This window comes from Stenotrophomonas sp. (genome assembly GCF_050737075.1).
Classification (GTDB): Bacteria; Pseudomonadota; Gammaproteobacteria; order Xanthomonadales; family Xanthomonadaceae; genus Stenotrophomonas.
This window is the reverse complement of sequence record NZ_JBOHXV010000001.1, coordinates 57,422-81,221: the sequence shown is the minus strand read 5'-3', so window position 1 is coordinate 81,221 and position 23,800 is coordinate 57,422. Positions and strand designations below refer to the sequence as shown.

Sequence of the window (23,800 nt, the reverse complement as noted above, 5' to 3'; positions counted from 1 at the left end):
GCCGGCACCATGCGCCGGCGTGTGGTGGCCGGGCGAGCGGGGTTTCTGCGCGCGCCGGCCTGCCGCGCGGTGGGGCCTGCGGCGCCCTGCTGCGGCCGCTCATGCCCGGTTAGGGCAACTGAATACGTTGCAGGCATTGGCATTTCCGGCCCCGGAGGCGTATACCGGCAACCTGTCCCCCGGGACATCTTGCTGCGCCGCAGGACGGCTTTTTCGTACGCCTTCCTTAACATGGCAATTCATATCATTTGTAACTTCCTGTCGAAGGTGCAGTACGCAATGACGGTTGCCGCTGAGTTCAAGATCGAATATCTCCAGTACCTGGACACGGACGGCACGCTCGTCCGCGATGACCTGCCTGAAGCCCTGCGCGATCCGCGCGCCCTGCTGCCGATGTTCAAGCAGATGCTGTTCGTGCGCGTGTTCGACGGCAAGTCGATCGCGCTGCAGCGCACCGGCAAGCTGGGCACCTATGCGGCGTGCCTGGGTCATGAAGCCGCGCACGTGGGCATCGGCGCCTCGATGCAGAAGGACGACGTGTTCGCACCGTCCTACCGCGAGTACGGCGCCATGTTCATGCGCGGCGTGCGCCCGCACGATGTGCTGATGTACTGGGGCGGCGACGAGCGCGGCAACGACTACGGCGGCAATGCCGCCAAGGACTTCCCGTTCTGCGTGCCGATCTCCACCCAGTGCCTGCACGCGGCCGGCGCGGCGCTGAAGTTCAAGCTCAACAACGAGAAGCAGATCGCCGTGGCCGTGTGTGGCGACGGTGGCAGCTCCAAGACCGACTTCTACGCGGCGCTCAATTCGGCCGGTGCCTACAAGCTCCCGCTGATCCTGTGCATCGTCAACAACGGCTGGGCCATCTCGGTGCCCCGCTCGGCCCAGACCGGTGCCGAAACGCTGGCCCAGAAAGGCCTGGCCGGCGGCCTGTTCTGCCTGCAGGTGGACGGCAACGACCTGATCGCCGTGATGGCCGCCATGCTGCAGGCGCGCGAACGTGCGCTGGCCGGTGACGGCGGCACGGTGCTGGAACTGATGACCTACCGCCTTTCCGACCACACCACCGCCGACGACGCGCGCCGCTACCGCGACGACGCCGAAGTGAAGGATGCCTGGCAGCGCGAGCCGATGCTGCGCCTGCGCAAGTACCTGACCCATGCCGGCGTGTGGAGCGAGGAAGAAGAAGCCGCGTGGACCGCCGAGTGCGGCAAGCGCGTGGACGAAGAAGTGAACCTCTACCTCAACACCCCGGTGCAGCCGGTCGAGGCGATGTTCGACTTCCTCTACGCCGATCCGCCGCAGGACCTGCTGGCCCAGCGTGCACAGGCCATCGCCCTGGAGCAGCGCCATGGATGAGATCAAGAACGGCGCCTCCAGCGCGCAGACCAATGCCGCCGACAGCGCCGCCATCGCGCGCGGAGAACAGACCATGACCACCACCCCGATCACCCTCATCGAAGCCATCACCCAGGCGCTGGCCTGGGAGCTGGAGCACGACAAGTCGGTGCTGGTGCTGGGCGAAGACGTGGGCGTCAACGGCGGCGTGTTCCGCGCCACCGCCGGCCTGCAGCAGCGCTTCGGCGCCGACCGCATCCTGGACACCCCGCTGGATGAAACCACCATTGCCGGCCTGACCATCGGCCTGGCGGCGCAGGGCATGAAGCCGGTGGCCGAAGCCCAGTTCGACGGCTTCATGTACCCGATGGTGGACCACATCATCTGCCATGCCGCGCGCCTGCGTTACCGCACCCGTGGCCGCCTGCACTGCCCGATGGTGCTGCGCGTGCCGTGGGGCGGTGGCATCCGTGCGCCGGAACACCACAGCGAAGCCAACGAATCCATCTTCACCAACGTGCCGGGCCTGCGCGTGGTGCTGCCGTCGTCGCCGCAGCGCGCCTATGGCCTGCTGCTGGCCGCCATCCGCGAGCCGGATCCGGTGATCTACATGGAGCCCAAGCGCATCTACCGCCAGTACAAGGAAGTGGTGGTCAATGACGGTGAAGCGCTGCCGCTGGACGTCTGCTTCGTGCTGCGCGACGGTACCGACGTGACCCTGGTGACCTGGGGCGCGCAGGTGAAGGAAGCGCTGGAAGCGGCCGACAAGCTGGCCGGCGAAGGCATCAGTGCCGAAGTGATCGACGTGGCCACGCTGCGCCCGCTCGACTTCGCCACCATCGCCGAATCGGTCGCCAAGACCGGCCGCTGCGTGATCGTGCAGGAGGCCCCGAAGACGGCGGGCTTCGGCGCGGAAATCGCCGCGCGCCTAGCCGAGGAATCGCTGTACGACCTGCTGGCACCGGTCGAGCGCGTCACCGGCTACGACACCCACATTCCGCTGTTCCGCCTGGAAATGAAGTACCTGCCCAGCGTGGACCGGATCGTCAGCGCGGCCAAACGCGCGGTGGCGGCGGGCTGACATGCGGGCCCGCCTCTTAGGCCCGTACCGCAGCCAGTACCCCAACCCGCTCCGGTTCCGCACCGGCCAGATCGTCGAACTGGGTGTTCGTGACGAGGAATGGCCGGCGTTTGCCTGGGTACGCACCGATGACGGGCGTGCCGGCTGGGCACCGGTAGCGTGGTTGCAGCGGTTGGACGAGGGTCGCGCGGAAGCACTGCGCGACTACGACGCCCGCGAACTGGATGTGGACAGCGGCGAACTGGTCAAGTTGCATCATGAACACGGCGGCTGGTGGTGGTCCGAACGCGCGAATGGCGCGACGGGTTGGCTGCCGGCCCGCGATCTCGAACTGCTGGAAGAGAACTGCACATGAGTGAGAACAAGAATTTCCACCTGCCCGACCTCGGCGAAGGCCTGCCCGACGCGACCATCGTCGAGTGGTTCGTCAAGGAAGGCGACGTCATCACGCTGGATGAGCCGCTGGTCTCCATGGAGACCGCCAAGGCCGTTGTCGAAGTGCCCTCGCCGTTCTCCGGCAAGGTACTGAAGCTGGCCGGCGGCGCCGGCGACATCATTCCCACCGGCAGCGTGCTGGCCCAGTTCGAACTGGACCCCAACCTGCCGCAGCGCGCCGATGGCCAGGACACCGGCCACAGCCACGGGCACGCCGCCCCGGCCGCCGCGCCGACGCCCAGCACCGGGCAGACCGCCGCCGCCCAGCCGGACAAAGTGGTCGCCTCCGATGACGGCGGCGAGATCGCCAAGCCGGGCGCCGAGCGCGATGACGCCGGCACCGTGGTCGGCGCGATGCAGAGCTCCAATGCCGTGCACGCCGAGCAGGCCGTGGCGGTCGGCGGGGTGAAGGCCGTTCCTGCCGTGCGCGCCACTGCGCGCAAGTTGGGTGTCGACCTCAGCCGCGTGCGCGCCACCGGCACCGATGGCGCGGTCACCATGGCCGACGTCAAGCAGGCCGCCGCCGATGGCAGCGCCAAGATCGGCGCCGCACCGGCGCCGGTTGCCGCGGCAGCGGTTGCCGCGCCCGCGCCGGTGGCACGCCAGGCCGAAGCCCGCGCGCCGTTGTCGGCCGCCGGCAAGCCGATGCGCACCCAGCCGCCGGGCGTGGTGGCCAAGGGCCAGCCGGAACAGCTCAAGGGCGTTCGCCGCAACATGGCGAGGGTGATGGCCGACGCGCACAGCAAGGTCGTGCCGACCACGCTGAACGACGACGCCGACATCCACGCGTGGGTGCCGGGCAACGACGTCACCGCCCGCCTGGTGCGTGCGATCGTCGTAGGCTGCCAGAAGGTCCCCGCCTTGAATGCGTGGTTCGATGGTGACGCGCTGACCCGTACGCTGCACGCGCACGTGGACGTGGGCATTGCCGTGGATACCGACGACGGCCTGTTCGTGCCGGCTCTGCGCAACGCCGATGTGCTGGATGCACGGGGCATCCGCGAAGGCGTGAACCGTCTGCGTGAGCAGGTGGAATCGCGGGCGATCCCGGCGTCCGAACTCAGCGGTTACACCATCTCGCTGTCCAACTTCGGCATGTTCGCCGGCCGCTACGCGACCCCGGTCGTCGTGCCGCCGTGCGTGGCCATCGTCGGTGCCGGGCGTGCCCGCCACCAGATGACCCCGGTGATGGGCGGCGTGGAAGCGCACAAGGTGATTCCGCTGTCGGTCACGTTCGACCACCGCGCCGCCACCGGCGGCGAAGCCGCGCGCTTCCTGCGCGCGATGCTGGATGATCTGGCGCTGGCCGTGTAGGTGTCGACTGTTGGTCGGCACGCCGATTGATGTAACGACAACGGCCACCTCACGGTGGCCGTTGTTCGTTGTGCATTCACGTGTATTGCTACGGATTGGTGCAGCAAACCCCGCAACCGCAGCAGGTCGTCGGCTTGCTGCCACAGCACGTCAACGTCTGGTCCGCGTCACCGCTGTCACCGCTGCATGTCCGACCGCAACATGTATGGTTGGCGGCTCCCGGTATAGAAGCCAGATTGGGATCCTTTTCGCCATCGCAGGCTCGCGCAAGCCCACGGTCATCGGTCGAAGGCCACTGCACGGCATGTGAGATCAGCTCGACCGACGCACCTGTTGTCTGTTGCGGGTCGGCATCAGCCTCGGCTGACCTGACGTCGCCATTGGGGGTCAGCAGGACCACCCGATCCAACAAGCGCGATCCCGAACCCACGGCTCCCCGCCACAGAACAACCTGCATTGCCGCCGCATCGGAAGTCGCGGACTCGGAACGCTCCAGAATATCCAGTTCAAGCGTGTATGTTTTTTTCTCAGACCCAATCGACAGCTGGACCGGCCCGTCGGCGGTCATCTGCACCGACGGTGCCATAACCTCACGGCCCTCATCCATGACCCGCAACGACAGGTGATGAACACCTGGAACGGGGTTTGAGTCCGCTTGGGCCGAGTTGGCCACGCCAACCGCGAACAGGAAGGCGGCGCCCGCCATCATTCGCACGCAGGTTCCGAGCATCTGTGATTCCTCGACGGCTTATGAGAAGCGAAGAGGCTAGACATTCACAACCGCGCTCGTCTCTGCGAATACTCCGAATGTGCTCAGCATTGCCTCGTTTGACCGGCGCGGCGCCACCTGCCGTTGAATCCGGCACCCTGCTCAGCCACGCAGGGCGTGGCTCTACAGCATCGGTTCTGGTCAGGTCGCGAAATGGTTTGGCTTCAGGCCAGCTCGGTTGATGCGATCACATGGACGCCCGGACGCGGCGCCAGCGCCGCCTCCACCATCGCCGCGGCGATGCGTTCGGCCGGGTTGATCCGCCACGCGCGCGGCAATATTGGACCCAGGGTCCCCAGCAGCAGGCTGGCCAGGTGTTCGCCGGTGCGACGCTGCTTGCGCTCGCCGCCGATCAGGCCGGGTCGCACCAGGGTCAGCGACGGGTACCCCAGCTGGCGCAGGTCCTGCTCCAGTCGCCCCTTCACCTGGTTGTAGAAAATCCGCGACCCCGCGTCGGCCCCCATCGCCGAATTCAGCACGAACGCATGCGCGCCGCGCGCCCGGGCCTGCTCGGCCACGCGCAGCGGGTAATCGTGGTCGATCCGGGCGAAGGTCTCGCGGCTGCCGGCCTGCTTGATGGTGCTGCCCAGCGCGCAGATCACCGCGTCCACCGCCCACCAGTCCGCGTCCATCGGCAGCCGATCGAAGTCCACCACCGGATTGAGCAGGGCGGGATTGGCGCTGTCCAGCGCCCGCCGCGTCGGCGCCACCACCGCATCGCAGCGCGTGTCGTCCAGCAGTTGCTGCAGCACCTGCCCGCCGACCAGCCCGGTCGCCCCCACCAGCATCACCTTCATCGCATACTCCTGCCGTCGGATTGCCTGCCATCGTGGCACAGCCACCGGGTTCAAGCCGGCGACCGCGCCGCCGATACTGTTCCAACGTTCTCCCCCGTCCGGCCGTCTGCGGCCGGTGCCTCCCGCCCAGGACCCGCCGCATGAAGGACTCACACGACGCACCTCCCAGCCCCGGCACTGCCGTGGGACGGCTCCTGTCGCGCCGACAGGCGGCCAGTGCCGTGGTGGACGTGGCCGTGGAGGCGCCAGGGCCCAAGGGCGGCAGCAGCGCCATGCTGCAGCGCCTGTTTGCCGGTGCCGAGCAGCCCGAGCCGTTGCTGGCGGCCTTCGCCCACGGCATGTCCACCCTGCCCGGCGAGCTGGGCGACATGGGCCTGCGCCTGCAGTCGGCGCAGCGCAGCGCCGACTGGGTCAGCTACGGCCGGGCCATGCGCCAGCTGATCGACAAGTACATCCGCACCATCGAACAGGACAGCCCCGACGGCCAGCCCGACAGCCTGCGCCTGCGCGAACTGCTGCGGCACACCCTGGGGGTGACCGTGGCCAGCCTGCTGCAGAACATGCCCGAGCTGAAGGACGAGCCGGTGCAGATCGCGGCCGAGCTGCGCCAGTGGCACCCGGGGCAGCCGCTGCAGCCGCTGGAACTGCGCCTGCGCGAGCTGACCCACCAGATTGGCGTGCGCAGCGATGGCTGGCAGGAGCAGCAGGAACTGCTGCTCAGCCTGTTCGACCTGCTGCTGGACAACATCGGCGAACTGCTGGACGACAGCAGCTGGCTGCACGGCCAGGTACATGCGGTGCGCTCGCTGATCAGCGGCCCACTGGACCGCGACTCGGTGGAACAGGCCCGCGCCAACCTGCGCGAGGTGATCTACAAGCAGGGCCTGCTCAAGCAGGGCATTTCCGAATCCAAGATCGCCATGAAGAGCCTGATGGGCGGCTTCATCGAGCGCCTGGACGGCATGGCGGTCAGCACCGGCGAGTACCACGACCGAATCAGCAGCTATGCGCTGGCATTGAAGGAGGCGCGCAGCATTGCCGACCTCAACCAGCTGCTGCAGGACGTGCTGCAGGACACCGGACGCGTGCAGGAACAGGCGCTGCAGGCGCGCGACCACCTGGGCAACGCACGCCGCGAGGTCGAACAGGCCGAGGCGCGCATTGCCGAGCTGGAACAGGAGCTGCGCGATGTCAGCGGCCTGGTGCGGACCGACCCGCTGACCGGCGCGCTGAACCGCCGCGGTTTCGATGAGCTGCTGGAACGCGAGCTGGCCCGTGCGGCCCGCCATGCGCACCCACTGGCGGTCGCGCTGCTGGACCTGGACGACTTCCACCAGACCAACAGCAGCTACGGCCACCCCGGTGGCGACGCGATCCTGCGTCACCTAGTGAACGTCTGTCAGCTGCTGCTGCGCAGCAGCGATACCATCGCGCGCATCGGCGGCGATGAGTTCGTGCTGCTCATGCCAGAGACCCCCGGCGCGGACAGCATGTCGACCGTGCTGCGCCTGCAGCGCTCGCTGGCGCAGCGACCGTTGGAGCTGGACGGGCACCGTGTGCTGGTGCACTTCAGCGCGGGGTTGAGCCAGTGGCAGCCGGGCGAAGACGCCGACGCGCTGCTCAAGCGTGCAGATGCGGCGTTGTACGCGGCCAAGCGCGTGGGCAAGAACCGCGTGCAGGCGGGCTGAGACGCCTACCCGTAGAGCCACCCCATGGGTGGCTGCGCTTCGTCTGGGACCGCGAAGCCACCCATGGGGTGGCTCTACGAACGGCGAATCAGTGCGAGGCCTTGGTCCCGCGCATTTTCTGAATACCCATCACCGCCGCCAGCACGATCGCGCCGGCAATGACGCCAACCACCATGTTGCCAAAGGCGTTGGTCAACCAGCCCCACTGACTGTCGCCGCTGAGTTCAAGCACGAAGTGATGCAGTGCCGGCACGTTGTGCACCAGGATGCCGCCGCCGACCAGGAACATCGCCGCCGTACCGGCGACCGACAGGAACTTCATCAGCCACGGTGCGGATACCAGCATGCCGCGGCCGATGGCGGCCAACCCCGCGCCCTTGCGCGACAGGTACAGGCCTACGTCGTCCAGCTTCACGATGCCCGCCACCAGCCCGTACACGAACACGGTCATCGCCAGGGCGATGATCACCAGCGCGGTAACCTGGTTGAGGAACGGCGCGGCCGACACCACGCCGAGCGACAGCACGATGATCTCGGCCGAAAGGATGAAGTCGGTGCGCACCGCGCCCTTCACCTTGTCCTTTTCCCAGGCGACCATGTCGACCTTCTCGTCGGCCAGCGCCTTCACGCGTGCGGCCTTGTTCTGCTCATCCTCTTCCTTGGAATGCAGGAAGCGATGGGCCAGCTTCTCCACGCCCTCGTAGCAGAGGAACGCACCACCGATCATCATCAGCGGCACCACGATCGGAATCGGATAGCCCTTGCTCTTGAGCCAGGCCTCCAGCGCGCTGATCGCCAGCGCGGCCGGCACCAGGATCGCCTTGTTCACCAGCGAGCCCTTGGCCACCGCCCACACCACCGGCAGCTCGCGGTTGGCGCTGACCCCGGTGACCTGCTGCGCATTCAGCGCCAGGTCGTCGCCCAGCACACCGGCGGTCTTCTTGGCCGCCACCTTGGTCAATACCGAAACGTCATCCAGCAGGGCGGCGATATCGTCGAGCAACGCAAACAGGCTGGCACCGGCCATGGCATTCCAGAGATCAAGGGGAGGCGCCGATTCTGACCGATTCGGGCACGTTCGTGGAAGATCGCGCGGGTTCACCGCTCCACCACCGTGCTGCGGCGACACTGCGGGTACGTGTCGCCCCGGAGCCCTGCTTGAATACCACGCCCATCGCCCCTGGTTCTCTCTCGCTGGTCAAGGGCATGAACCGCCGCAGCCAGATCCTGCGCCTGCTGCTGCGCTATCGCCATTCCGGGGTGTTTTCGGGGATGAACCTGGATTCGCGTGCGGTCCATGACCTGCCGCCGGAAGGCAACCCGGAGCAGTTCGTCACCGACCTGGAATCGCTGGGGCCCACCTTCGTCAAGCTCGGCCAGATGCTGTCTACCCGCCCGGACATGGTGCCGGTGGAGTTCGCCACGGCGCTGGAACGCATGCAGGAGAAGGTGGCGCCGATCCCGGTCGAGCGCATCTGCAGCATCATCGAGCAGGAGCTGGGCGCCCCGGTGTCCAAGCTGTTCTCGAGCTTCGACCCGGTGCCACTGGGCTGTGCCTCCATCGCCCAGGTGCACCGCGCGCAGCTGCACGACGGCCGCCAGGTGGCGGTCAAGGTGCAGAAACCGGAAGTGGCCGCACAGCTGCGTTCGGACCTCGACGTCCTGCGCAGCTTCGCCCTGGCCGCCGACCACCTCACCCAGGTGGGTCGTCGCGTTCGCCTGCGCGACTGGCTCAATGAATTCGCCAAGACCCTGATGCAGGAGCTGGACTACCAGGCCGAGGCCGAGAACCTGCAGCGGTTCGGCCAGCACCTGAAGCCGTTCAAGCCGTTGTGGGTGCCGCAGCCGATCTGGGACTACTGCAGCCACCGCGTGCTGACCATGGAACTGGCCGAAGGCGTGCGGGTGGACATGATTCCCGACGTACGCCGCACCGAGGAGCCGATGGCGCCACTGGCGGCCGCACTGATCCGCGGCTACATCGACCAGATCTTCGTGCATGGCGAGATCCATGCCGACCCGCATCCCGGCAACCTGCGCGTCACCCCAGAAGGTCGCCTCGCGATCTTCGATCTGGGCATGGTGGCGCACATGCCGCCGCGCCTGCGCGAGCGGCTGCTGAAACTGCTGTTCGCGGCCGTGGACGGGCGTGGCGAGGAAGTGGCCGACGAGATCATCGGCATCAGCACCCGGCTGGAATCGTTCGACGAGGAGCGCTACCTGCGCGAGACGGGCCAAGTGATCGCGCGCTACGCCGCCAGTGGCACCTTCTCCGAAGGCCGCGTGGTGCTGGACCTGGTCCGCATCGCCACCGCCAGCGGCCTGCGCACGCCGCCGGAGCTCAGCCTGCTGGGCAAGGCACTGCTCAACCTGGAAGCCGTGTGCCGGCTGCTGTCGCCCGATCTGGATACCCGCCGCATCGTCGAACGCCAGTTGCAGCACGTGATGCGCGCGCGCCTGAAGAAGTCGCTGTCGGCCGCCAATCTGGCCAGCGAAGCAATGGAAGTGCAGCAGCTGCTGCGCGAAGGGCCGCGCAAGATGTCCGACATCCTCGCGCTGCTGGCCGAGAACCGGCTGCAGATGAAGGTGACCGGGCTGGAAGAATCGCGGTTGATGGAAAACCTGCAGAAGATCGCCAACCGGGTTTCCGCCGGCATCGTCACCGCTGCGTTGATCCTGGCCGCGGCGATGATGATGAAGGTCGACACCGGGTGGCACTTCTTCGGCTATCCCGCCATTGCATTTACGTTGATGCTGATCGGCGTTGCGCTCGGGCTGGGCATCATCCTCAGTGCGCTGATCTTCGATCGACGCGCACGTTCGAAGGAAGAACGCGGGCATCGCTAGCAAAAGCGTACCCACCCACGGTGGGCACCTACCGAAGCAACGCTGACGCGTTGCTTCTTCACGCATGCTTTACCTCTTGAAACGCGATGCGGTGTAGGGAAATGCCGCATGTTTTCAACAAACATTTCAGTCAGGTTCGTGCAGGCATGATCCAGTCATCGGTCTGTCATGCAGGTGTGGTTGGGCAGCCGGTCGGATGGGAATACGCATTCATGCGTCCATCACCACCTGTCTCCGCTGCCGATACCGCCTATGCCCTGGATCCTGCTGCTGTCGCTGTTGCTGCTCACCTGCCTGTTGCTCGCATCCGGTCGTTGGGTGTGGTGGAAGGCCAGCCTGATGTCATTGCTGCTGTTGACGCTCAGCGCATGGTGGTTGATCAACAAGCTCTCCGGCGACGGTCTGAATGCGGCCACGCTGTATCACCTGGGCGCCGACATGGAAGGCGCCGGTGTCGCGGACTTCAAGGGCTACATCGCCGGCTTCATCGTGCTGGCACTGCTCTCGCTCCTGCCCCTGCTGACCCCTCGCATCAAGCGCTGGCACCGTACCGCGCACGGCCGCGGTGTCTTTGCCGGCTTCCTTGCGTTGTGGGTGGTGGCGATCGGTGCCAGCCCGCTGTATCGCGATGGCGAGCGCCTGTATCAGCAGATGCGTCCGGTCGATTACAGCATGGTCGCGCCGGAATACCGCGTACCGCAGCAGCCGCTGCACAAACCGCGCAACATCGTGTGGATCTACGGCGAGAGCCTGGAGCGCACCTACCTGGACGAAACCGCCTTCCCCGGCCTGATGCCCAACCTCAACCGCCTGGCGGGCCATTCGCTCGACGTGCGCGGCCTGGTGTCGGCCGAGGGCGGTGGCTGGACCATCGCCGGGCTGGTGTCGTCGATGTGCGGCGTGCCCCTGACCACCGCGCAGGGCGATGAGAACAGCATGGACCGCATGGGCAGCTTCCTGCCCGAGGCGGTGTGCCTGGGCGATTACCTCAAGCAGCAGGGCTATACGAACCACTATATGGGCGGCGCCAACGGATTGTTCGCCGGCAAGGGGCAGTTCCTGGCAACGCATGGCTTCGATGCAGTCGACGACCTGGCCTGGTTCAAGCAGCAGAAGATCGCGCGCTCGCATTTCTCCACCTGGGGCGTGCACGACGACGTGCTGCTGGACAAGGCCTACGACCGCTTCATGCAGCTGTCCAAGGCCGGCCAGCCGTTCATGCTGACCACGCTCACCATGGACACCCACCATCCGGCCGGCCACCTGCCGGTGGCGTGCAAGCGCACCCGCTATACGAGCGACTACGGCAACATCGGCCTGCTCAATGCGCTGAAGTGCAGCGATGGGCTGATCGCCAAGCTGGTCGACCGCATCCAGGCCAGCCCGTACGGCGAAGACACGTTGATCGTCATCGCCTCCGATCACCTGGCCATGCCCAACGACCTCAGCAGCGTGCTGGCCAAGCAGAAGCGCGAGAACCTGCTCCTGTTCCTCGGCAAGGACATCGCGCCGCGCCAGATCGCCGCCAGGACCGGCTCCACACTGGACTCGGGCGCCACGCTGCTGAGCCTGCTCGACCCGGGCATCGATGCCATCGGCTTCGGCCGCTCGCTGCTGCACCCGGAGCGTTCGGATAGCGCCAGCGCGTCGGTGTTCCGCGACAACGGCAAGGACTTCCCGCGTTACCTCGCGTTCTCGCGCTCGCTGTGGCTGGGCGACAAGACCCGACAGCTGCGCATCGACGACGACAACCAGGTGGTGATCGGGCTGCAGCACGTGCAGCCGCCGGTGCTGCTGGAATACGACAAGCAGTGGGACCTGAAGTCGGTCTATCTGGAGAACACCACGAAACAGTTCGAACAGGCAGACCCCGCCAATACGCTGGCCTACGTGGACCGTTGCACCGCCTTCGAAGACGGCTCGGCCGACGGCGACTGGTGCGCCATGCTGGTCAACCGCGACAAGGGCATCAAGCTCTATCGCGACGACGCCCTGCGCACCGGCTTCGCGGTGGATGCGCCGCTGGATCCGTTCAATGGCCCGCGTCCCAGCCTTCGCCAGGCGCACATGATCACCCAGAAGGGCCGTCGCACCCGGGCCGGCCAGTACATGCTGCAGCTGGTGGCGAAGCAGTCGCCGGACCGTGGCTTCTGGATCGAGGCGGTGTCGTCCAAGCGCAAGGTCGTGGTGGCCCAGCAATGGGTGCAGCCCGATGCCGAAGGCCGCATCAATGTGCCGTTCGGGCTGGACCACGAGGTGGACGATCTGGAAATCCGCGCGTGGTTGAACCATGCCGAGAAGCTGGCGGTGGACACCTTCGCACTGGTGCCGTCGCGGCGCGGCACGCGCGGCTGATCCCACCCGCCACCGGCGGCACCGTGCTGCGAATCTGCGATTGCACGCACAGCATGGGGTCGGCGCGGCGGGCACAATCAGGCGATCATCGACTCCGATCGCGAGGGTCTCATCAGTCTCGTCTCCCCGTGCACCTGGCAGCGTGCATCAGAGCGGTGTACGGCGGGTGCCGACGCCGCGGCCCGCACCCGGCGGGCTACGCCTGACGCAGTGCGAAATGCGCCACCGAGCCGGGCGACCTCCCATACCGAGGACCAGCAGGCGCCACTATCCCCCCGACTGGTCCGTCTGCTGCGCCGTTGCCCGCTCCTCCCTTCCGAGCTGGCGTTGCTCGAATCGCAGCTGCATGCGCTGCTGGCGGACGTGTCGCCCGATGAACTCGGCAGCTACCTTGCTGACACCCTGAGGATCACCGCGATCGGTGCCCGGACCGACGCACTTCAGCAGACCCTGCGGTCATGGCCTCGCTTCGGCCCCTCCACATCGGATCACTGGCGCGATGAATGCGGTCGGGTAGCAGCGGCGCTGGTGACGAGCGTGGGTCGGCTTCAGCGCCAGCGCGCGGTGGGTCTGGCGTTGTACACCATGGCCAACTGGGTTCTGGGCAGCCAAGGCACGCGGGTGCTGTTCTGGGCACAGCAGGCGCGGGTCGTTCCTGGGCTGCTGCAGGAGACGCGCGCTCTCCCCTGGCTGCAGTGGTTGTGCCAGCTTCCACTGCCGGCGCTGCGCGAGTGCCTCTGGGTGGACCTGTTGGTCAGCAACCTTCCAGAGTGGCTGGATCCGGTATGGGGGCAGGCAGCCGACACGCACGACACCCTGCATCGGCACCTGCAGCTGCCCTCCGATCCGCTGCGCTTGGTGCTGCTGGGCGCCGCAGGGTTGCTGTGGTTGCACCGGCAAGGCCAGCAGCCCGTCGCGCCCCCCACCACAGCGGCAGGACGACAGGCCGCGCGGCTTCCGTACCTCTTGGATACGCTGGACCTGACGGGAACCGCCGCGCGTCGCCTGTTCTCGCCACCTGACCGAGCCAGCGCCATTCTGCCGCCGGACACCACGCGCGCCGGCATGCCTGCCACATCGTCCGCAACCGACACTACGCGTCTATTGTCTCCGGCACTTCCGGCCGCGCTGGCAACAGCTGCGGCGCTGGTGCCGCTGGTTCCCTCGGCGGGGCAACGGCGCGCCACCCCACTCGTGGCCGGCGTGGCGGCCGCGGTCGCAGGCGCAAGCCTCATCGGGTGGCGACTCCATGCGGCTTATGCCGCCTACGCGGCGGCAGTGCAGCAGATGGGGGAACGGATCGAAGACGCCCTGTACGGCGCGGCGGCGACGCGCGAGGCACAGGAACTGGGCGAAGCGCTGTGGGTACGCATGGCGGCGCTTGCCCACTGGGGCACGGGCAACGCGCGCAGCACCCCGGCCGATACCGCCGGGCTGGCATCGCAGGCCCACGTGGTGCTTGCCCTGCCCGTCGAGCAGCACGCGCTCACCTATCGCCAGGCACTGCGCGCGGTGTGCCGGCTGGACGATGGGGTCGACGACGCACTGCTCGACGCGGCAACCGGCTGGGCGCTGCAGCGGGCGCCGCGTTCGGTGCCGCAGCCAAAGCCCGATCTGTACATACCCCCGTCCGCTGAGTCCGACGTGGCCGCCACGCAGGACCTCGCCAACCTCATCGAAGTGGCGTGGACGCTGCGCGATACGGCCTCTACAGGGACCCCTGCACTGCCTGGACAACACACCTTCCAGCCGGCCGACGGGTCGCCGTTCGCGCGCGCGCTGCAGGCCGTACGCCAGCAGCTGATCGTGCTGTACCGCGAGGACGAGTTCCTCGACCGCCTGTATGCAGAACGCACGCCCCCCTCTTCGCTCGCTGTGGCCAATGGCACCTTGACCGGAAAGCGTGCCACCTCGGGCACCGTGGTGGTGCTCCACCCGCAACCTGGTACGCCCGACAACGCAGCATGGTCGGCGCAGACGGGCGCGCTGCTGGGCGGACTGCAGCGCGCGGTGCTGGACGCGGGCACCTGCTTCGACAACGCGCTGCCCGCGCGACTGGATTGCGCCTTGGGGTTCTATCTTGAGCAGGCTGCCCCGGCATCAGCGCAAGCACCCGCCACGCTGGAAATCGCCATCCACCGCCTTGAGCGCGCGTTGCAGCATGCGCAGGGGGGCACCGCAGCCGCCAACGATACCGCCACGCTGGTGCGGCTGCATGCGCGCGTGCAGTACCTGAAGTCGGTGCCCATCCGTGGTCTGCCGCCGGACTGGGGCAGCTGGCGGCCCGACCCGCGCTCGCACCTTGGCCACAACATGGCACTGGCACGCGGCCTGCTGCTGCAGCTCTCGCAACATCCGGAGCTGCTGTCGCTGTGCTGGCATCGGCACGCCGATCCGGCGCAGCTCAGCTACCCCGCAGTCGGGCCCGTTCGCGCGCGCGCGCTCGATGGCTCGGGGAGCGTGACGTTGTTCGACGCCGCGCAGCCACCTGCCGCGCTGCGCGCGATCGGTACGATGCTGCGCGGCCTCGCCGCCGTGCTGCATGCACCCGCGCGCTCCGATGGCCGCCTTGGGGTTCCGGAAATGCTGGCGTACTACGAATCGCCGCTGCCGCCGATTCCCATGGACGACGCGCAGTTCGATGCCTGCCTCGATGCGCTTGAGCTGCAGATGGCGCGCCAGCGGCGGCCGGCGGCCGAGCGCGGCGGCATCTGGGTGGAGTGGGACGAACGCAGCAATTCGACCGCACAGCAGGACCATCAACGGCTGCTGGATGCGCTCTGGAATCGCATCGATGCGTTGCCGGTGACGCTGGACCAGGCGCTGGCGCATCAACACGTTGTGCCGGTGCCGTCATCTCCACTGCATGAGGCGTGGCGCGACGCTCAGGATCTGTTGCGGCAGGTATTCGAACAGCCCGGCGTGTGGCTGGAGATGCGGCGCACCAACGCATCGTTCCATGCGCTCCGCGTCGGCACGGACGGCCTGACGGCACGGTTACGGTCCACGGGGCAAAGCGTCGTTGTGGTCGACGCGTTTTCCGCCCAGCCCGCCCCCCTGTCCGCGTTGCTGGAGGCACTGCATCGGACGATCGACCGGCTCGGCAGGTTCTCGCCCGGCGACGCCGTGCCGCTCACCAATGCCCTGCAGTTCCACGGCGCCTACCCGCGGCCCGCGTCGGCAACGTGCGAGGTACCGGCCGCATGCACGCGGGGTGCGCTGCTGCTGGCAATCGCGCAGGTAACCGAGCGCTGGCAGCGTCATGCCCCCAACCCGCCCAGCTGGCGGCAGGCCAGCAACGAGTTGCAGGACCTGGGCGGTGTGCTGATGCAACACCCCGACGCCGCCACGCGCCTGCACCGCCCGTCACTGGGCACCACCAGCATGGCCACCGTCCCACCCGCACTGCGCGCCTTTGCCGGGCTGCTGGCGGACGCTCGCGTGCAGGCCGCGCTTGCCCGCGAAGACGTCATGCCCCACACGATGGGCGTGAATTCAACGGGGGCTGTCCTGTTGCAGGGCGCGACCGGCTCACCGCATCCACTCGCTCTGCCGCCGGCAGCGTTGAATGGCACGTCGGCGGACGGGTCCTTGAGCGCGCTGCGCGGCATCGCGCGCCAGCTCGGGGGACAAGTGCGTTCCGACGGCAGGATCGCAATCTCCCAACAGCTCGCCGCGCACGGCGGTTGCGGACCGCAGGAGACGGCTGCTCTGAATGGCACGGCACGCTGCGTGGAACGACTGCTCGGCGAGGTGCGGTTGGGGATGCGGGCCGATCTTCTGCACGCTGCCGATCTGCTCGACACGGCGGACCTCGAGCGGCTGCACCAGGCCATCACCGACTTCAGAACACAGCACGTGCCGGACGATCAGTCCCTGCTGGAATACCTCGGCACACCGGTGGTGGAAGGCGGCGGGCCCACCTGGGACGAACCGCAGCGCAGCGCGCATCTGCTGGCGTGCATCGCGCGCACGCCACGGGCGCTCGCATTGCAGACCGCGCTGCTGCAGGCGCTGGGCTGGCACCGGGGCTGCCGCGCCGCACCCACCTCGCCCACGCTGCTGGCCAGCCTGACCCGGCACGCCATCGTGCTGGATCTGGGGCCCCGCTCCGACCGCGATGCCCGGGTCCTGCTCGGCTATCACCTGCACAAACACTCGAACTGGGGCCGCACCCATGCCCGGATCCGCGTGGATTTCCAGGACTACCTGCGCAGCATGGGGCAGCTGCCCCATGCGCTGCTCGGCATGGCGGCCACGCTTGCGCTGCAGGACCTGGCGCCCGAGCTTCTGGTCGAGGATGTGCCGGACAACCTTGTCTACGCCAACACCATCGCCTCCATCAACTTCATCAGCGGCGTGCACCTTGCCGAACGCATCCAGCGCGGGCTGTCACAGCAGATGCGATTCAGCGAACTGCTCACCCTGTCGGCCGACCTGACCCAGGACGCCGACACGCCCGACATCGTCAAGCAGCTGGCGCTGGATGCGCGGCGCCTGCCAACACTGGATTGGTACGTCTTCCGGCAGCTGGAGCATCAATCGGGTCTGCCTGCGCCTCCCGCTGCCGGCCAGCGCATCGAGGTGGCGCTGGACGCGTTCGATCAGCGCGTGACCGACATCGAACAGGCCATCGACGACGTGCTGGCACCGCTGCCGTACCGCATGCAGTTGTTGGAAACGGAGATCCGTCGCGTGTTTCCCACGTATCCGGGCATTCTCACCAGCCACCCGTGGAACTCGACCCGCTTCCGCCTGTTCGAGGACGACGCCGCGATCGGACGCTGCTTCCCGTTCCACGAACTGGTGGCTGCGGGTGTGCTGCGCGACGCGTCGGCGCCATGGCGCCCGTGCCGCAGCTTCGTTCCCCGCACACCGATTCGACAGGCCCAGGGCGATCCGGCGTACGACGCTGCGGTAAATCGGGCCTATGCGCAGATGAAGCCCCAGCTGGACAGGCTGCCCAACATCACCCTCCAGTACCAGCAACGCTTCGACGCCTATTTCCGCGCCGCGCAGCACGGCTACGGCGTGCTCATCGAGGAAGCGCTGTATCAGCGCCCGGAGGACGAACGCGTGGCGCTGCTGCGCGGTGATGTGGAGGTGTTCACCCTGCGCACGCATGAGCCGGAGCTGGAAGCGCAGCAGGAAACCCGCAACGACACCGACCCTTACCGCGGCCGCTTCGGCATCGTGTACACGCTGAAGATTGACGGGCAACCCCGGCATTTCCAGCTGTTTCCGCTGCAGAGCAGAATCCTACCGCTGCCACTGGAAGGGCCCCTGCCACTGGGCGGCGTCCTGCAGAACCGCAGCGTGCGCCTGCGCAGCGGCAACGTCGCCACCATCCAGGTGCGCCGCGGCACTTCACTGCCCGTGGACTGGAATGCCTACGCCTCGGACCAGGCACCGGTCGAAGGCATCTCGTCGCTGGTGATCGTCGAGCGACTGCCGGTACCGCCTGCCGCCCCCGGCGAACGCATGCGCTCGCCGTTCCACGCGCTGGTGGGGCCTGTCCAGCGCGGGTTCTTCTGGCTGGATGCTGCGGCGTTCCGTCGTGAAGGGTGGGCACCCACCAGCTACGAAACCTACCTGGAGGACAAGCCGCTGTGGCTCAAGACCGTAGATTTCCTTGTGCCGTTCGTCGAGAACCTGCGCAGCCTCTCCTCGAAGAACCGCAATGAATTCGGCATGGCCGCGTTCGGCCTGTATCTGGAATCGATCATCGTGGTGGGCCCGATCATCGGCGGCGTGGTCAAGGTGTTGGCTCGGCCGGGCCTGAGGATGACGATGCCGCGCGCCGCCGAACTGTCCCGGGTATTGGCACGCGGCGCGGTGGATGCGGTCAACCCGGCGGCCGGCAGCCTGACGCTCCTGCGCCTCGGCGTGTGCGTCGTGCAACGCGGCGCCCGCGGCAATCTGCGTTTCCTGTGGCCGATAACCGGTCCCGACCCAACCACGGCCAGCGCCATCGGCGTGCGCTGGGTGATGCGTGAGGGGATGGCCATCGCCAAGAAGGGCCACACGCTGGCCTCGTCGCTGTACGACGTCCGACTGCGCACGGTCGATGGCATCCCCAATACCCTGGTCGCCCCGTTGCCGGGCGGCGACGAGTCCCGCGCCCTGCACCTGATCGACCCGGCAACGCTGTCGCTGTACGGCGCCCCGCTGGAAGAGCGCATCGGCAGCAGCGGCGGCGCGGCCGGCATGCTGTTCAAGGCAGGCAGCAACGTGCGCGCGCCGCATGTGTCGCCCGGCAAGGCGGTCAAGCCGATCAAGCAAGGGCCCAAGGCATCGGAGGAGGAGGACGATGACGCGCACATTCCGTTGCAGCCCCCCGACCTGTCATTGGCCACGCGCGAGGGCCGCACCCCGCCGGCTGTTCATCGATGATGCCACCGCCCGCGCGCTCAGGGATCGTGCGCGGGCGGACCGTCCTGCACCAGGTGGATGTCGGTCGGCGAGGACAACGCGATGTGTGCGGCGGCGAACTTCTGCAGCATGGTGAAGTACAGGTCACTGCGCACCCCGTACACCGCGCGCGGTCCGGAGGTGTAGGCGAAGCTGTTGATGGCCACCTGCCCGTTGGCGATCGAGTCGATGAACACCGATGGCGCGGGGTCGGCAAGCACGCCCACATGCTCGGTGTAGGTGTCCAGCAGGATCTGCCGCACCGCCGCCACATCCGTATTGAGCGGCACCGTGAACTGGATCTGGATCCGGCCCTGGGCGTTGCCCATCGTCATGTTGCGGATGGTCTTGGTGATCAGCTCGGAGTTGGGCACGATCAGGGTGGATTTGTCGCCCACCTGGATCTCGGTGGAGCGCACGTTGATGCGCTTGATGTCGCCCTCCTGGTCGCCCAGCTTCACCCAGTCGCCGATCTTGACCGGCCGCTCAGCCAGCAGGATGAGGCCGGACACGAAGTTCTGCGTGATCGCCTGCAGGCCGAAGCCGATACCCACCGACAGCGCGCTGACCACCAGCGCCAAGCGCTCGAAGCCGATCCCCAACGCGGTCAGGCCCCAAAGTACTGCTGCGATGATGCCCAGGTAGCGGGTGACGGTGCTGATCGAGTTGCGCGCGCCGGCATCGAGCTCGGTCTTGGGCAGGTAGGTATCGGTCAGCCAGCGCTGGAAGGCCTGCATCACCGCCCAGACCAGCAGGAAGGCCAGCACCGCGTACAGCACGCTGCTCGGCTTGAGCGTCAGGTTGTCGCCGAGATGGATGCCCTTGGACAGCGTATCCAGGCCACCGTACAGCGCGCTCAGATTGCCCAGCGGCGCGGTCAGCGCCATGACCGCGAGCAGGATCACGCCAATGCGCAGCCCGGCCGAGAGCAGCACGCCGGCCTGCACCAGCCGCGACTCGCTCAGGCCGGTGGTCAGCAGGACGGTGCGGCCCACACTGCTGGTCGGGCATAGCAGCCAGGTGGCCAGATCGTCGGCAAATTTCAGCAGCAGCGAGGCGGCCATCAGCACCACCGCGCCCCAGACCAGCTGCTGGGCCACGAACAGCGCCAGATTGAGGTAGCCCAGCAGGGTGGCGATCACCGCCGCGGCCACGACCACGTGCCCGGCCAGCCGTGCGACCACGATCCAGCCACTGCGCCGCGGCGGGCCCTTGGCCTTGCCGTCGGAATGCGCCTGCGCCTCCAGCTTCGCGGCGGCCTCATCGGTCTGGCGGCGGTGCATGCGCCCCAACGAGACCAGGATGGCGATGATCAGCGCCATGTAGGTGAGGGCGATCAGGCCATCAACCGCCACCGTGGTGATCGCGCTGGTGCGGGCGGCGCGGTTGAGCGCCATCAGCACGATGCTGATCCAGGTCAGCCCGGCCGCACCCCATGCGTATTTGCGCAGGTGCCACGCAGCGGTGTCATCCAGGTTGAGCAGGCGCCACGACGGGCGCTTGGGCACCAACAGGGCGGCGCTCAACGCGGTGATGAAGGCGGCGATGTAGGTCGCCACCTCGATGCTGAACACCACTTTCTGGAGCTGCGGCGGAATCGCGCCGATCGCATCCAGTGCACCGATGAACACCACGCAGGCCAGGCCCGGCAGCATCGTGCCCACCACCAGCAGCCACACCGCCAGACCGGAGCGGCGCAGGCGCCCGTCCGGCGCCCGCTCTGACGCCGCATACCTGCGTCCGGCCGCACGCAGCCACAGCCGCAGCGGGAGGAACATCAGCAACGCCACCGCGAGACCGGCAATCGGCGCGGTCCAGCCGTGCTGGGCAATCGCCTTGCGCGCGGTGTTTTCGGCCTGCCGGTAAAGCGACCCGAGTTCCTTCAGGTCGGTGGGCACATCGTGGGCGAACTGTCGCCACAGCGACGGCGACAGCGGTGAATTGACTTTGCGGGCCAGGTCCTCGCTGAGCTGGGTGACGCGCATCTTCTCGACATCGGCGCCTAGCTGCTTGGCATCCACGGCCAGCAGCTTGGCCCGGGCGATAGCCGCGGCGATGTCGGCGCGCTGCTGGTTCAGCGCCTTGCGCTGCTGGGCAACGTCGCGTGCCTCCACGCTGCCTTCGGGCACCGTGCCCAGCTGGGTGAGGCGGGTGTCGAGCTGGTCCAGCTCCGGCTGCAGCGTGGCCTGTGCATCGTCCGCATCGCGTTGCACCGCCATCGCGCGTTCAAACAGCGGGGTAAGCGTCTCGCGCGTATCCGCATCGGGCAGCGCGGCTCGGATCGCCTTCAGCTCCTTGTCGGCCTGGGCCAGCTGCGCCTTGGCCTGGTCTGCAGGATCGTCCGGGGTCTGCGCCCAGGCCCCGGGGACCATGCACAGCCAGGTGAACAGCAACACGGCGGTCAGCGGCCGCAACAGGGGGAAGCGAGGACGGAAGGACAAACCTGCACCTGGAGTTCACGCGCACATCGCGCCTTCCTGAACTATAAACCGAGCCGCGTTTACACCGGGTATGCGCGCTCAGTACTTCAGCCGCAGCTCCTCGACCTGCGGCCGCAGGGCCGCGTACCAGTCCTGGAACTCCTCTTCGCTGATTTCCTCCGGTGCGTACACCGCCACCTCGTCCCACGCGTGGTCGGTCGGCAGCGGCTGGCGCGGGCCCGCCCGCAAGGAATACGTCACCCCTTCGTGCTCCACCACCTCGTCCACGGTTTCCCAGCGTGCGCGGGCGAAGCCGCCCTCGTTCTTGAGCAGAATCACCAGATACATACGCAGCTCCTTGAAGGGGTCGAGTGGGCGCGTGGCGCCCGCCTGGCCAGCATAGCGTCGGGCCTATCCGCATGGCGTCACGCCACGGCAACACATCGTTTCCGCGTCAAGATCGGCTTCACTCTGCCGTGGCGTCGGTATCTGCATCGTGGCGATCAATTCCGCCACCGTGCATGCGATGAACACCCACGCAGACCTGAAAACCGTTCCCGACCTCAAGCTGCCGCGGTACCTCGGCACCTGGTATGAAATCGCGCGGCTGCCCATGAAACATGAGCCGGCCGAGTGCACCGATGTCAGCGCCCACTACAGCCTGAAGGAGAACGGCCACGTCGCCGTGCTCAACCGCTGCCGGCTGGGCAATGAGATCGAAGAAGCCGAAGGCGAAGCCTGCGCGGTGGACAACGACAGCGCGCGGCTGGAGGTCAGTTTTCTGCCCAAGGGCCTGCGCTGGATTCCGTTCACCAAGGGCGACTACTGGGTCATCCAGGTCGCGCCGGACTACAGCGTGGCGCTGGTCGGCAGCCCCGACCGCAAGTTCCTGTGGCTGCTTGCACGCGAACCGCAGCTGGACGCCACCACCCGGGAACACTACCTGGCGCAGGCGCGCCAGCAGGGCTTCGACCTCACCACGTTGATCCATACCCCGCACACCGGCCGTCCGACTGCCTGACCGCATGGACCTCAAGAGCGGTTATCCCTTCTGGGCAGTCAGCAATGGGCTGATGCATGCTTTCCCGCCCCTGCAGCAGGACCTGCGTTGCGACGTGCTGGTGGTAGGTGGCGGCATCAGCGGCGCGCTGATCGCCAACGAGTTGTCTGCCCACGGCCATGACGTGGCACTCATCGAGCAGCGCGACATCGGCTGGGGCAGCACGGCGGCCAGCACCGCGCTGCTGCAGTACGAAATCGATACCCACCTGATCGATCTGGCCCAGCAGTACGGCGAGCCGGCCGCGGTGATGGCCTACCGCGCCTGCGCCGAGGCGATCGGCGACCTGCGCGCCGTGGCGGGTGACTTCCGCGGCGTGGACTGCCAGCCGATGCAGAGCCTGTACTACGCCAGCAAGCGCCGCCATCGCGCGGTGCTGCAGGAGGAGTACGCGCTGCGCCTTCGGCACGGCTTCGACGTGCGCTGGTTGGATGCCGATGCGGTGCGCGAGGGCTACGGCATCGAGGCCCCGGGCGCGATCCTGAGTGCCTTGGCCGCGCGCGTGGATCCCTATCAGCTGACCTATCGCCTGCTGATGCGCCTGCAGAAGCGCGGCTGCCCGGTGCATGACCGTACCGTGCTGCACACCCTGGAACCCACCACACGCGGCGTCACCGCGACCACTCCGGAAGGCGTGCGCATCCGCAGCCGGCACGTGGTGCTGGCCACCGGCTACGCCGGCCAGCAGTGGCTGAAGCAGCGGGTGGCGCGCAACCGCAGCAGCTACGCCTTCATCACCGACCCGATCGACCCGGCCGAGCTCGGGCCGCTGGCCGATACCATGGTGTGGGAGTCGGCGCGCCCGTACCTGTACATGCGCAGCACCGGCGACCACCGCCTGCTGGTCGGCGGCGAGGACGATACGGTGGACATTCCGGCGCGCCGCGACGGCCGCGTGGCGTCGAAGACCGGTACGCTGCTCAAGCAGGTGGCCAAGCTGTTCCCGCACCTGCCGTTGCGGCCGGCGTTCTCCTGGGGCGGCACCTTCGCCGAGACCCATGACGGGCTGCCGTTCTTCGGTCCGCACCCGCAGTGGGGCGCGCGGGTCCTGTTCGCCATGGCCTACGGCGGCAACGGCATCACCTATTCGATGATCGGCGCGGGGTTGCTGCGGGCGCGCATCGAACGCCGCCGCCATCCCCTGGAAGGCCTGTTCGGCTTCGCACGGGTGACCTGACCCAGACGACCGCGGATCACGGCGCAAGGTTCCCCTTGCACGCCAGCCCATGACAGGCATCATTCAACCTACGCCTGTTAGCGTCAGCGCTGTCGGCCGCATTGC

At 67.6% G+C, this 23,800-nt stretch carries 15 protein-coding genes; 10 read left to right on the top strand and 5 right to left on the bottom strand.

Translation table 11 applies throughout. The features are described from left to right. Nucleotides 1-279: 279 nt before the first annotated feature. Genes pdhA through ACREPD_RS00320 form a run of 4 tightly spaced genes read left to right on the top strand, consistent with a single transcriptional unit; the run spans nucleotide 280 to nucleotide 4,171 of the window. Entirely contained in the window at nucleotides 280-1,362 is a 1,083-nt protein-coding gene (gene pdhA / locus ACREPD_RS00335; protein ID WP_421567914.1) for a pyruvate dehydrogenase (acetyl-transferring) E1 component subunit alpha, read from the top strand. Next, complete coding sequence (locus ACREPD_RS00330) at nucleotides 1,355-2,422, top strand: alpha-ketoacid dehydrogenase subunit beta (RefSeq protein WP_421567913.1); 1,068 nt, start codon at nucleotides 1,355-1,357, stop codon at nucleotides 2,420-2,422. The genes pdhA and ACREPD_RS00330 overlap by 8 nt, the downstream gene beginning before the upstream one ends. A 1-nt stretch (nucleotide 2,423) precedes the next feature. Beyond that, on the top strand, nucleotides 2,424-2,777 hold the full coding sequence (locus ACREPD_RS00325) for an SH3 domain-containing protein (protein ID WP_313345406.1): 354 nt from the start codon (nucleotides 2,424-2,426) through the stop codon (nucleotides 2,775-2,777). Then, nucleotides 2,774-4,171 carry a dihydrolipoamide acetyltransferase family protein gene (locus ACREPD_RS00320; RefSeq protein ID WP_431597428.1) on the top strand — a complete coding sequence of 466 codons (1,398 nt, stop codon included), beginning with the start codon at nucleotides 2,774-2,776 and terminating at the stop codon, nucleotides 4,169-4,171. The genes ACREPD_RS00325 and ACREPD_RS00320 overlap by 4 nt, the downstream gene beginning before the upstream one ends. An 88-nt stretch (nucleotides 4,172-4,259) precedes the next feature. Here the strand turns inward: ACREPD_RS00320 and ACREPD_RS00315 are convergent, their stop codons facing one another. Both ACREPD_RS00315 and ACREPD_RS00310 read right to left on the bottom strand, forming a co-directional pair. Further along, nucleotides 4,260-4,901, bottom strand: coding sequence for a hypothetical protein (locus ACREPD_RS00315; RefSeq protein ID WP_431597427.1), 642 nt, complete (start codon nucleotides 4,899-4,901; stop codon nucleotides 4,260-4,262). 203 nt (nucleotides 4,902-5,104) lie between these two features. After that, entirely contained in the window at nucleotides 5,105-5,737 is a 633-nt protein-coding gene (locus ACREPD_RS00310; RefSeq protein WP_431597426.1) for an NAD(P)H-binding protein, read from the bottom strand. A 140-nt stretch (nucleotides 5,738-5,877) separates the two neighbouring features. Between ACREPD_RS00310 and ACREPD_RS00305 the strand changes: the two genes are divergently transcribed. Continuing rightward, complete coding sequence (locus tag ACREPD_RS00305; protein ID WP_431597425.1) at nucleotides 5,878-7,425, top strand: GGDEF domain-containing protein; 1,548 nt, start codon at nucleotides 5,878-5,880, stop codon at nucleotides 7,423-7,425. Between the two features lie 88 nt (nucleotides 7,426-7,513). Here ACREPD_RS00305 and ACREPD_RS00300 read toward each other — a convergent pair whose 3' ends face one another. Beyond that, entirely contained in the window at nucleotides 7,514-8,452 is a 939-nt protein-coding gene (locus tag ACREPD_RS00300; protein ID WP_431597424.1) for a DUF808 domain-containing protein, read from the bottom strand. Between the two features lie 179 nt (nucleotides 8,453-8,631). On the opposite strand from ACREPD_RS00300, the gene ACREPD_RS00295 reads away from it, so the two are divergent. The 3 genes from ACREPD_RS00295 to ACREPD_RS00285 all read left to right on the top strand — a co-directional run bounded on the left by ACREPD_RS00295 (nucleotide 8,632) and on the right by ACREPD_RS00285 (nucleotide 19,020). Next, complete coding sequence (locus ACREPD_RS00295) at nucleotides 8,632-10,272, top strand: ABC1 kinase family protein (protein WP_421568114.1); 1,641 nt, start codon at nucleotides 8,632-8,634, stop codon at nucleotides 10,270-10,272. A 252-nt stretch (nucleotides 10,273-10,524) separates the two neighbouring features. Next, nucleotides 10,525-12,627, top strand: coding sequence for a phosphoglycerol transferase I (locus tag ACREPD_RS00290; RefSeq protein ID WP_431597423.1), 2,103 nt, complete (start codon nucleotides 10,525-10,527; stop codon nucleotides 12,625-12,627). 537 nt (nucleotides 12,628-13,164) lie between these two features. Then, nucleotides 13,165-19,020, top strand: coding sequence for a hypothetical protein (locus ACREPD_RS00285; RefSeq protein ID WP_431597422.1), 5,856 nt, complete (start codon nucleotides 13,165-13,167; stop codon nucleotides 19,018-19,020). Between the two features lie 17 nt (nucleotides 19,021-19,037). Here ACREPD_RS00285 and ACREPD_RS00280 read toward each other — a convergent pair whose 3' ends face one another. Together ACREPD_RS00280 and ACREPD_RS00275 are read right to left on the bottom strand one after the other, a co-directional pair. Continuing rightward, nucleotides 19,038-21,410 carry a DUF3772 domain-containing protein gene (locus ACREPD_RS00280; RefSeq protein WP_431597495.1) on the bottom strand — a complete coding sequence of 791 codons (2,373 nt, stop codon included), beginning with the start codon at nucleotides 21,408-21,410 and terminating at the stop codon, nucleotides 19,038-19,040. 147 nt (nucleotides 21,411-21,557) lie between these two features. Next, the gene (locus ACREPD_RS00275) at nucleotides 21,558-21,806 is read right to left on the bottom strand and encodes a hypothetical protein (RefSeq protein ID WP_431597421.1); all 249 of its coding nucleotides are present in this window, start codon (nucleotides 21,804-21,806) and stop codon (nucleotides 21,558-21,560) included. Between the two features lie 178 nt (nucleotides 21,807-21,984). On the opposite strand from ACREPD_RS00275, the gene ACREPD_RS00270 reads away from it, so the two are divergent. Then, nucleotides 21,985-22,479, top strand: coding sequence for a lipocalin family protein (locus ACREPD_RS00270; RefSeq protein WP_431597494.1), 495 nt, complete (start codon nucleotides 21,985-21,987; stop codon nucleotides 22,477-22,479). Nucleotides 22,480-22,483: 4 nt separating this feature from the next. Next, nucleotides 22,484-23,695 carry an NAD(P)/FAD-dependent oxidoreductase gene (locus ACREPD_RS00265; RefSeq protein WP_431597420.1) on the top strand — a complete coding sequence of 404 codons (1,212 nt, stop codon included), beginning with the start codon at nucleotides 22,484-22,486 and terminating at the stop codon, nucleotides 23,693-23,695. Nucleotides 23,696-23,800 lie beyond the last annotated feature (105 nt).

What these genes read in the sequence shown, in the direction of transcription:
- pdhA (WP_421567914.1), top strand. Translation starts at nt 280, where the DNA reads ATGACGGTTGCCGCTGAGTTCAAGATCGAATATCTCCAGTACCTGGAC.
- ACREPD_RS00330 (WP_421567913.1), top strand. Translation starts at nt 1,355, where the DNA reads ATGGATGAGATCAAGAACGGCGCCTCCAGCGCGCAGACCAATGCCGCC.
- ACREPD_RS00325 (WP_313345406.1), top strand. Translation starts at nt 2,424, where the DNA reads ATGCGGGCCCGCCTCTTAGGCCCGTACCGCAGCCAGTACCCCAACCCG.
- ACREPD_RS00320 (WP_431597428.1), top strand. Translation starts at nt 2,774, where the DNA reads ATGAGTGAGAACAAGAATTTCCACCTGCCCGACCTCGGCGAAGGCCTG.
- ACREPD_RS00315 (WP_431597427.1), bottom strand. Translation starts at nt 4,901, where the DNA reads ATGCTCGGAACCTGCGTGCGAATGATGGCGGGCGCCGCCTTCCTGTTC.
- ACREPD_RS00310 (WP_431597426.1), bottom strand. Translation starts at nt 5,737, where the DNA reads ATGAAGGTGATGCTGGTGGGGGCGACCGGGCTGGTCGGCGGGCAGGTG.
- ACREPD_RS00305 (WP_431597425.1), top strand. Translation starts at nt 5,878, where the DNA reads ATGAAGGACTCACACGACGCACCTCCCAGCCCCGGCACTGCCGTGGGA.
- ACREPD_RS00300 (WP_431597424.1), bottom strand. Translation starts at nt 8,452, where the DNA reads ATGGCCGGTGCCAGCCTGTTTGCGTTGCTCGACGATATCGCCGCCCTG.
- ACREPD_RS00295 (WP_421568114.1), top strand. Translation starts at nt 8,632, where the DNA reads ATGAACCGCCGCAGCCAGATCCTGCGCCTGCTGCTGCGCTATCGCCAT.
- ACREPD_RS00290 (WP_431597423.1), top strand. Translation starts at nt 10,525, where the DNA reads ATGCCCTGGATCCTGCTGCTGTCGCTGTTGCTGCTCACCTGCCTGTTG.
- ACREPD_RS00280 (WP_431597495.1), bottom strand. Translation starts at nt 21,410, where the DNA reads ATGGTCCCCGGGGCCTGGGCGCAGACCCCGGACGATCCTGCAGACCAG.
- ACREPD_RS00275 (WP_431597421.1), bottom strand. Translation starts at nt 21,806, where the DNA reads ATGTATCTGGTGATTCTGCTCAAGAACGAGGGCGGCTTCGCCCGCGCA.
- ACREPD_RS00270 (WP_431597494.1), top strand. Translation starts at nt 21,985, where the DNA reads ATGAACACCCACGCAGACCTGAAAACCGTTCCCGACCTCAAGCTGCCG.
- ACREPD_RS00265 (WP_431597420.1), top strand. Translation starts at nt 22,484, where the DNA reads ATGGACCTCAAGAGCGGTTATCCCTTCTGGGCAGTCAGCAATGGGCTG.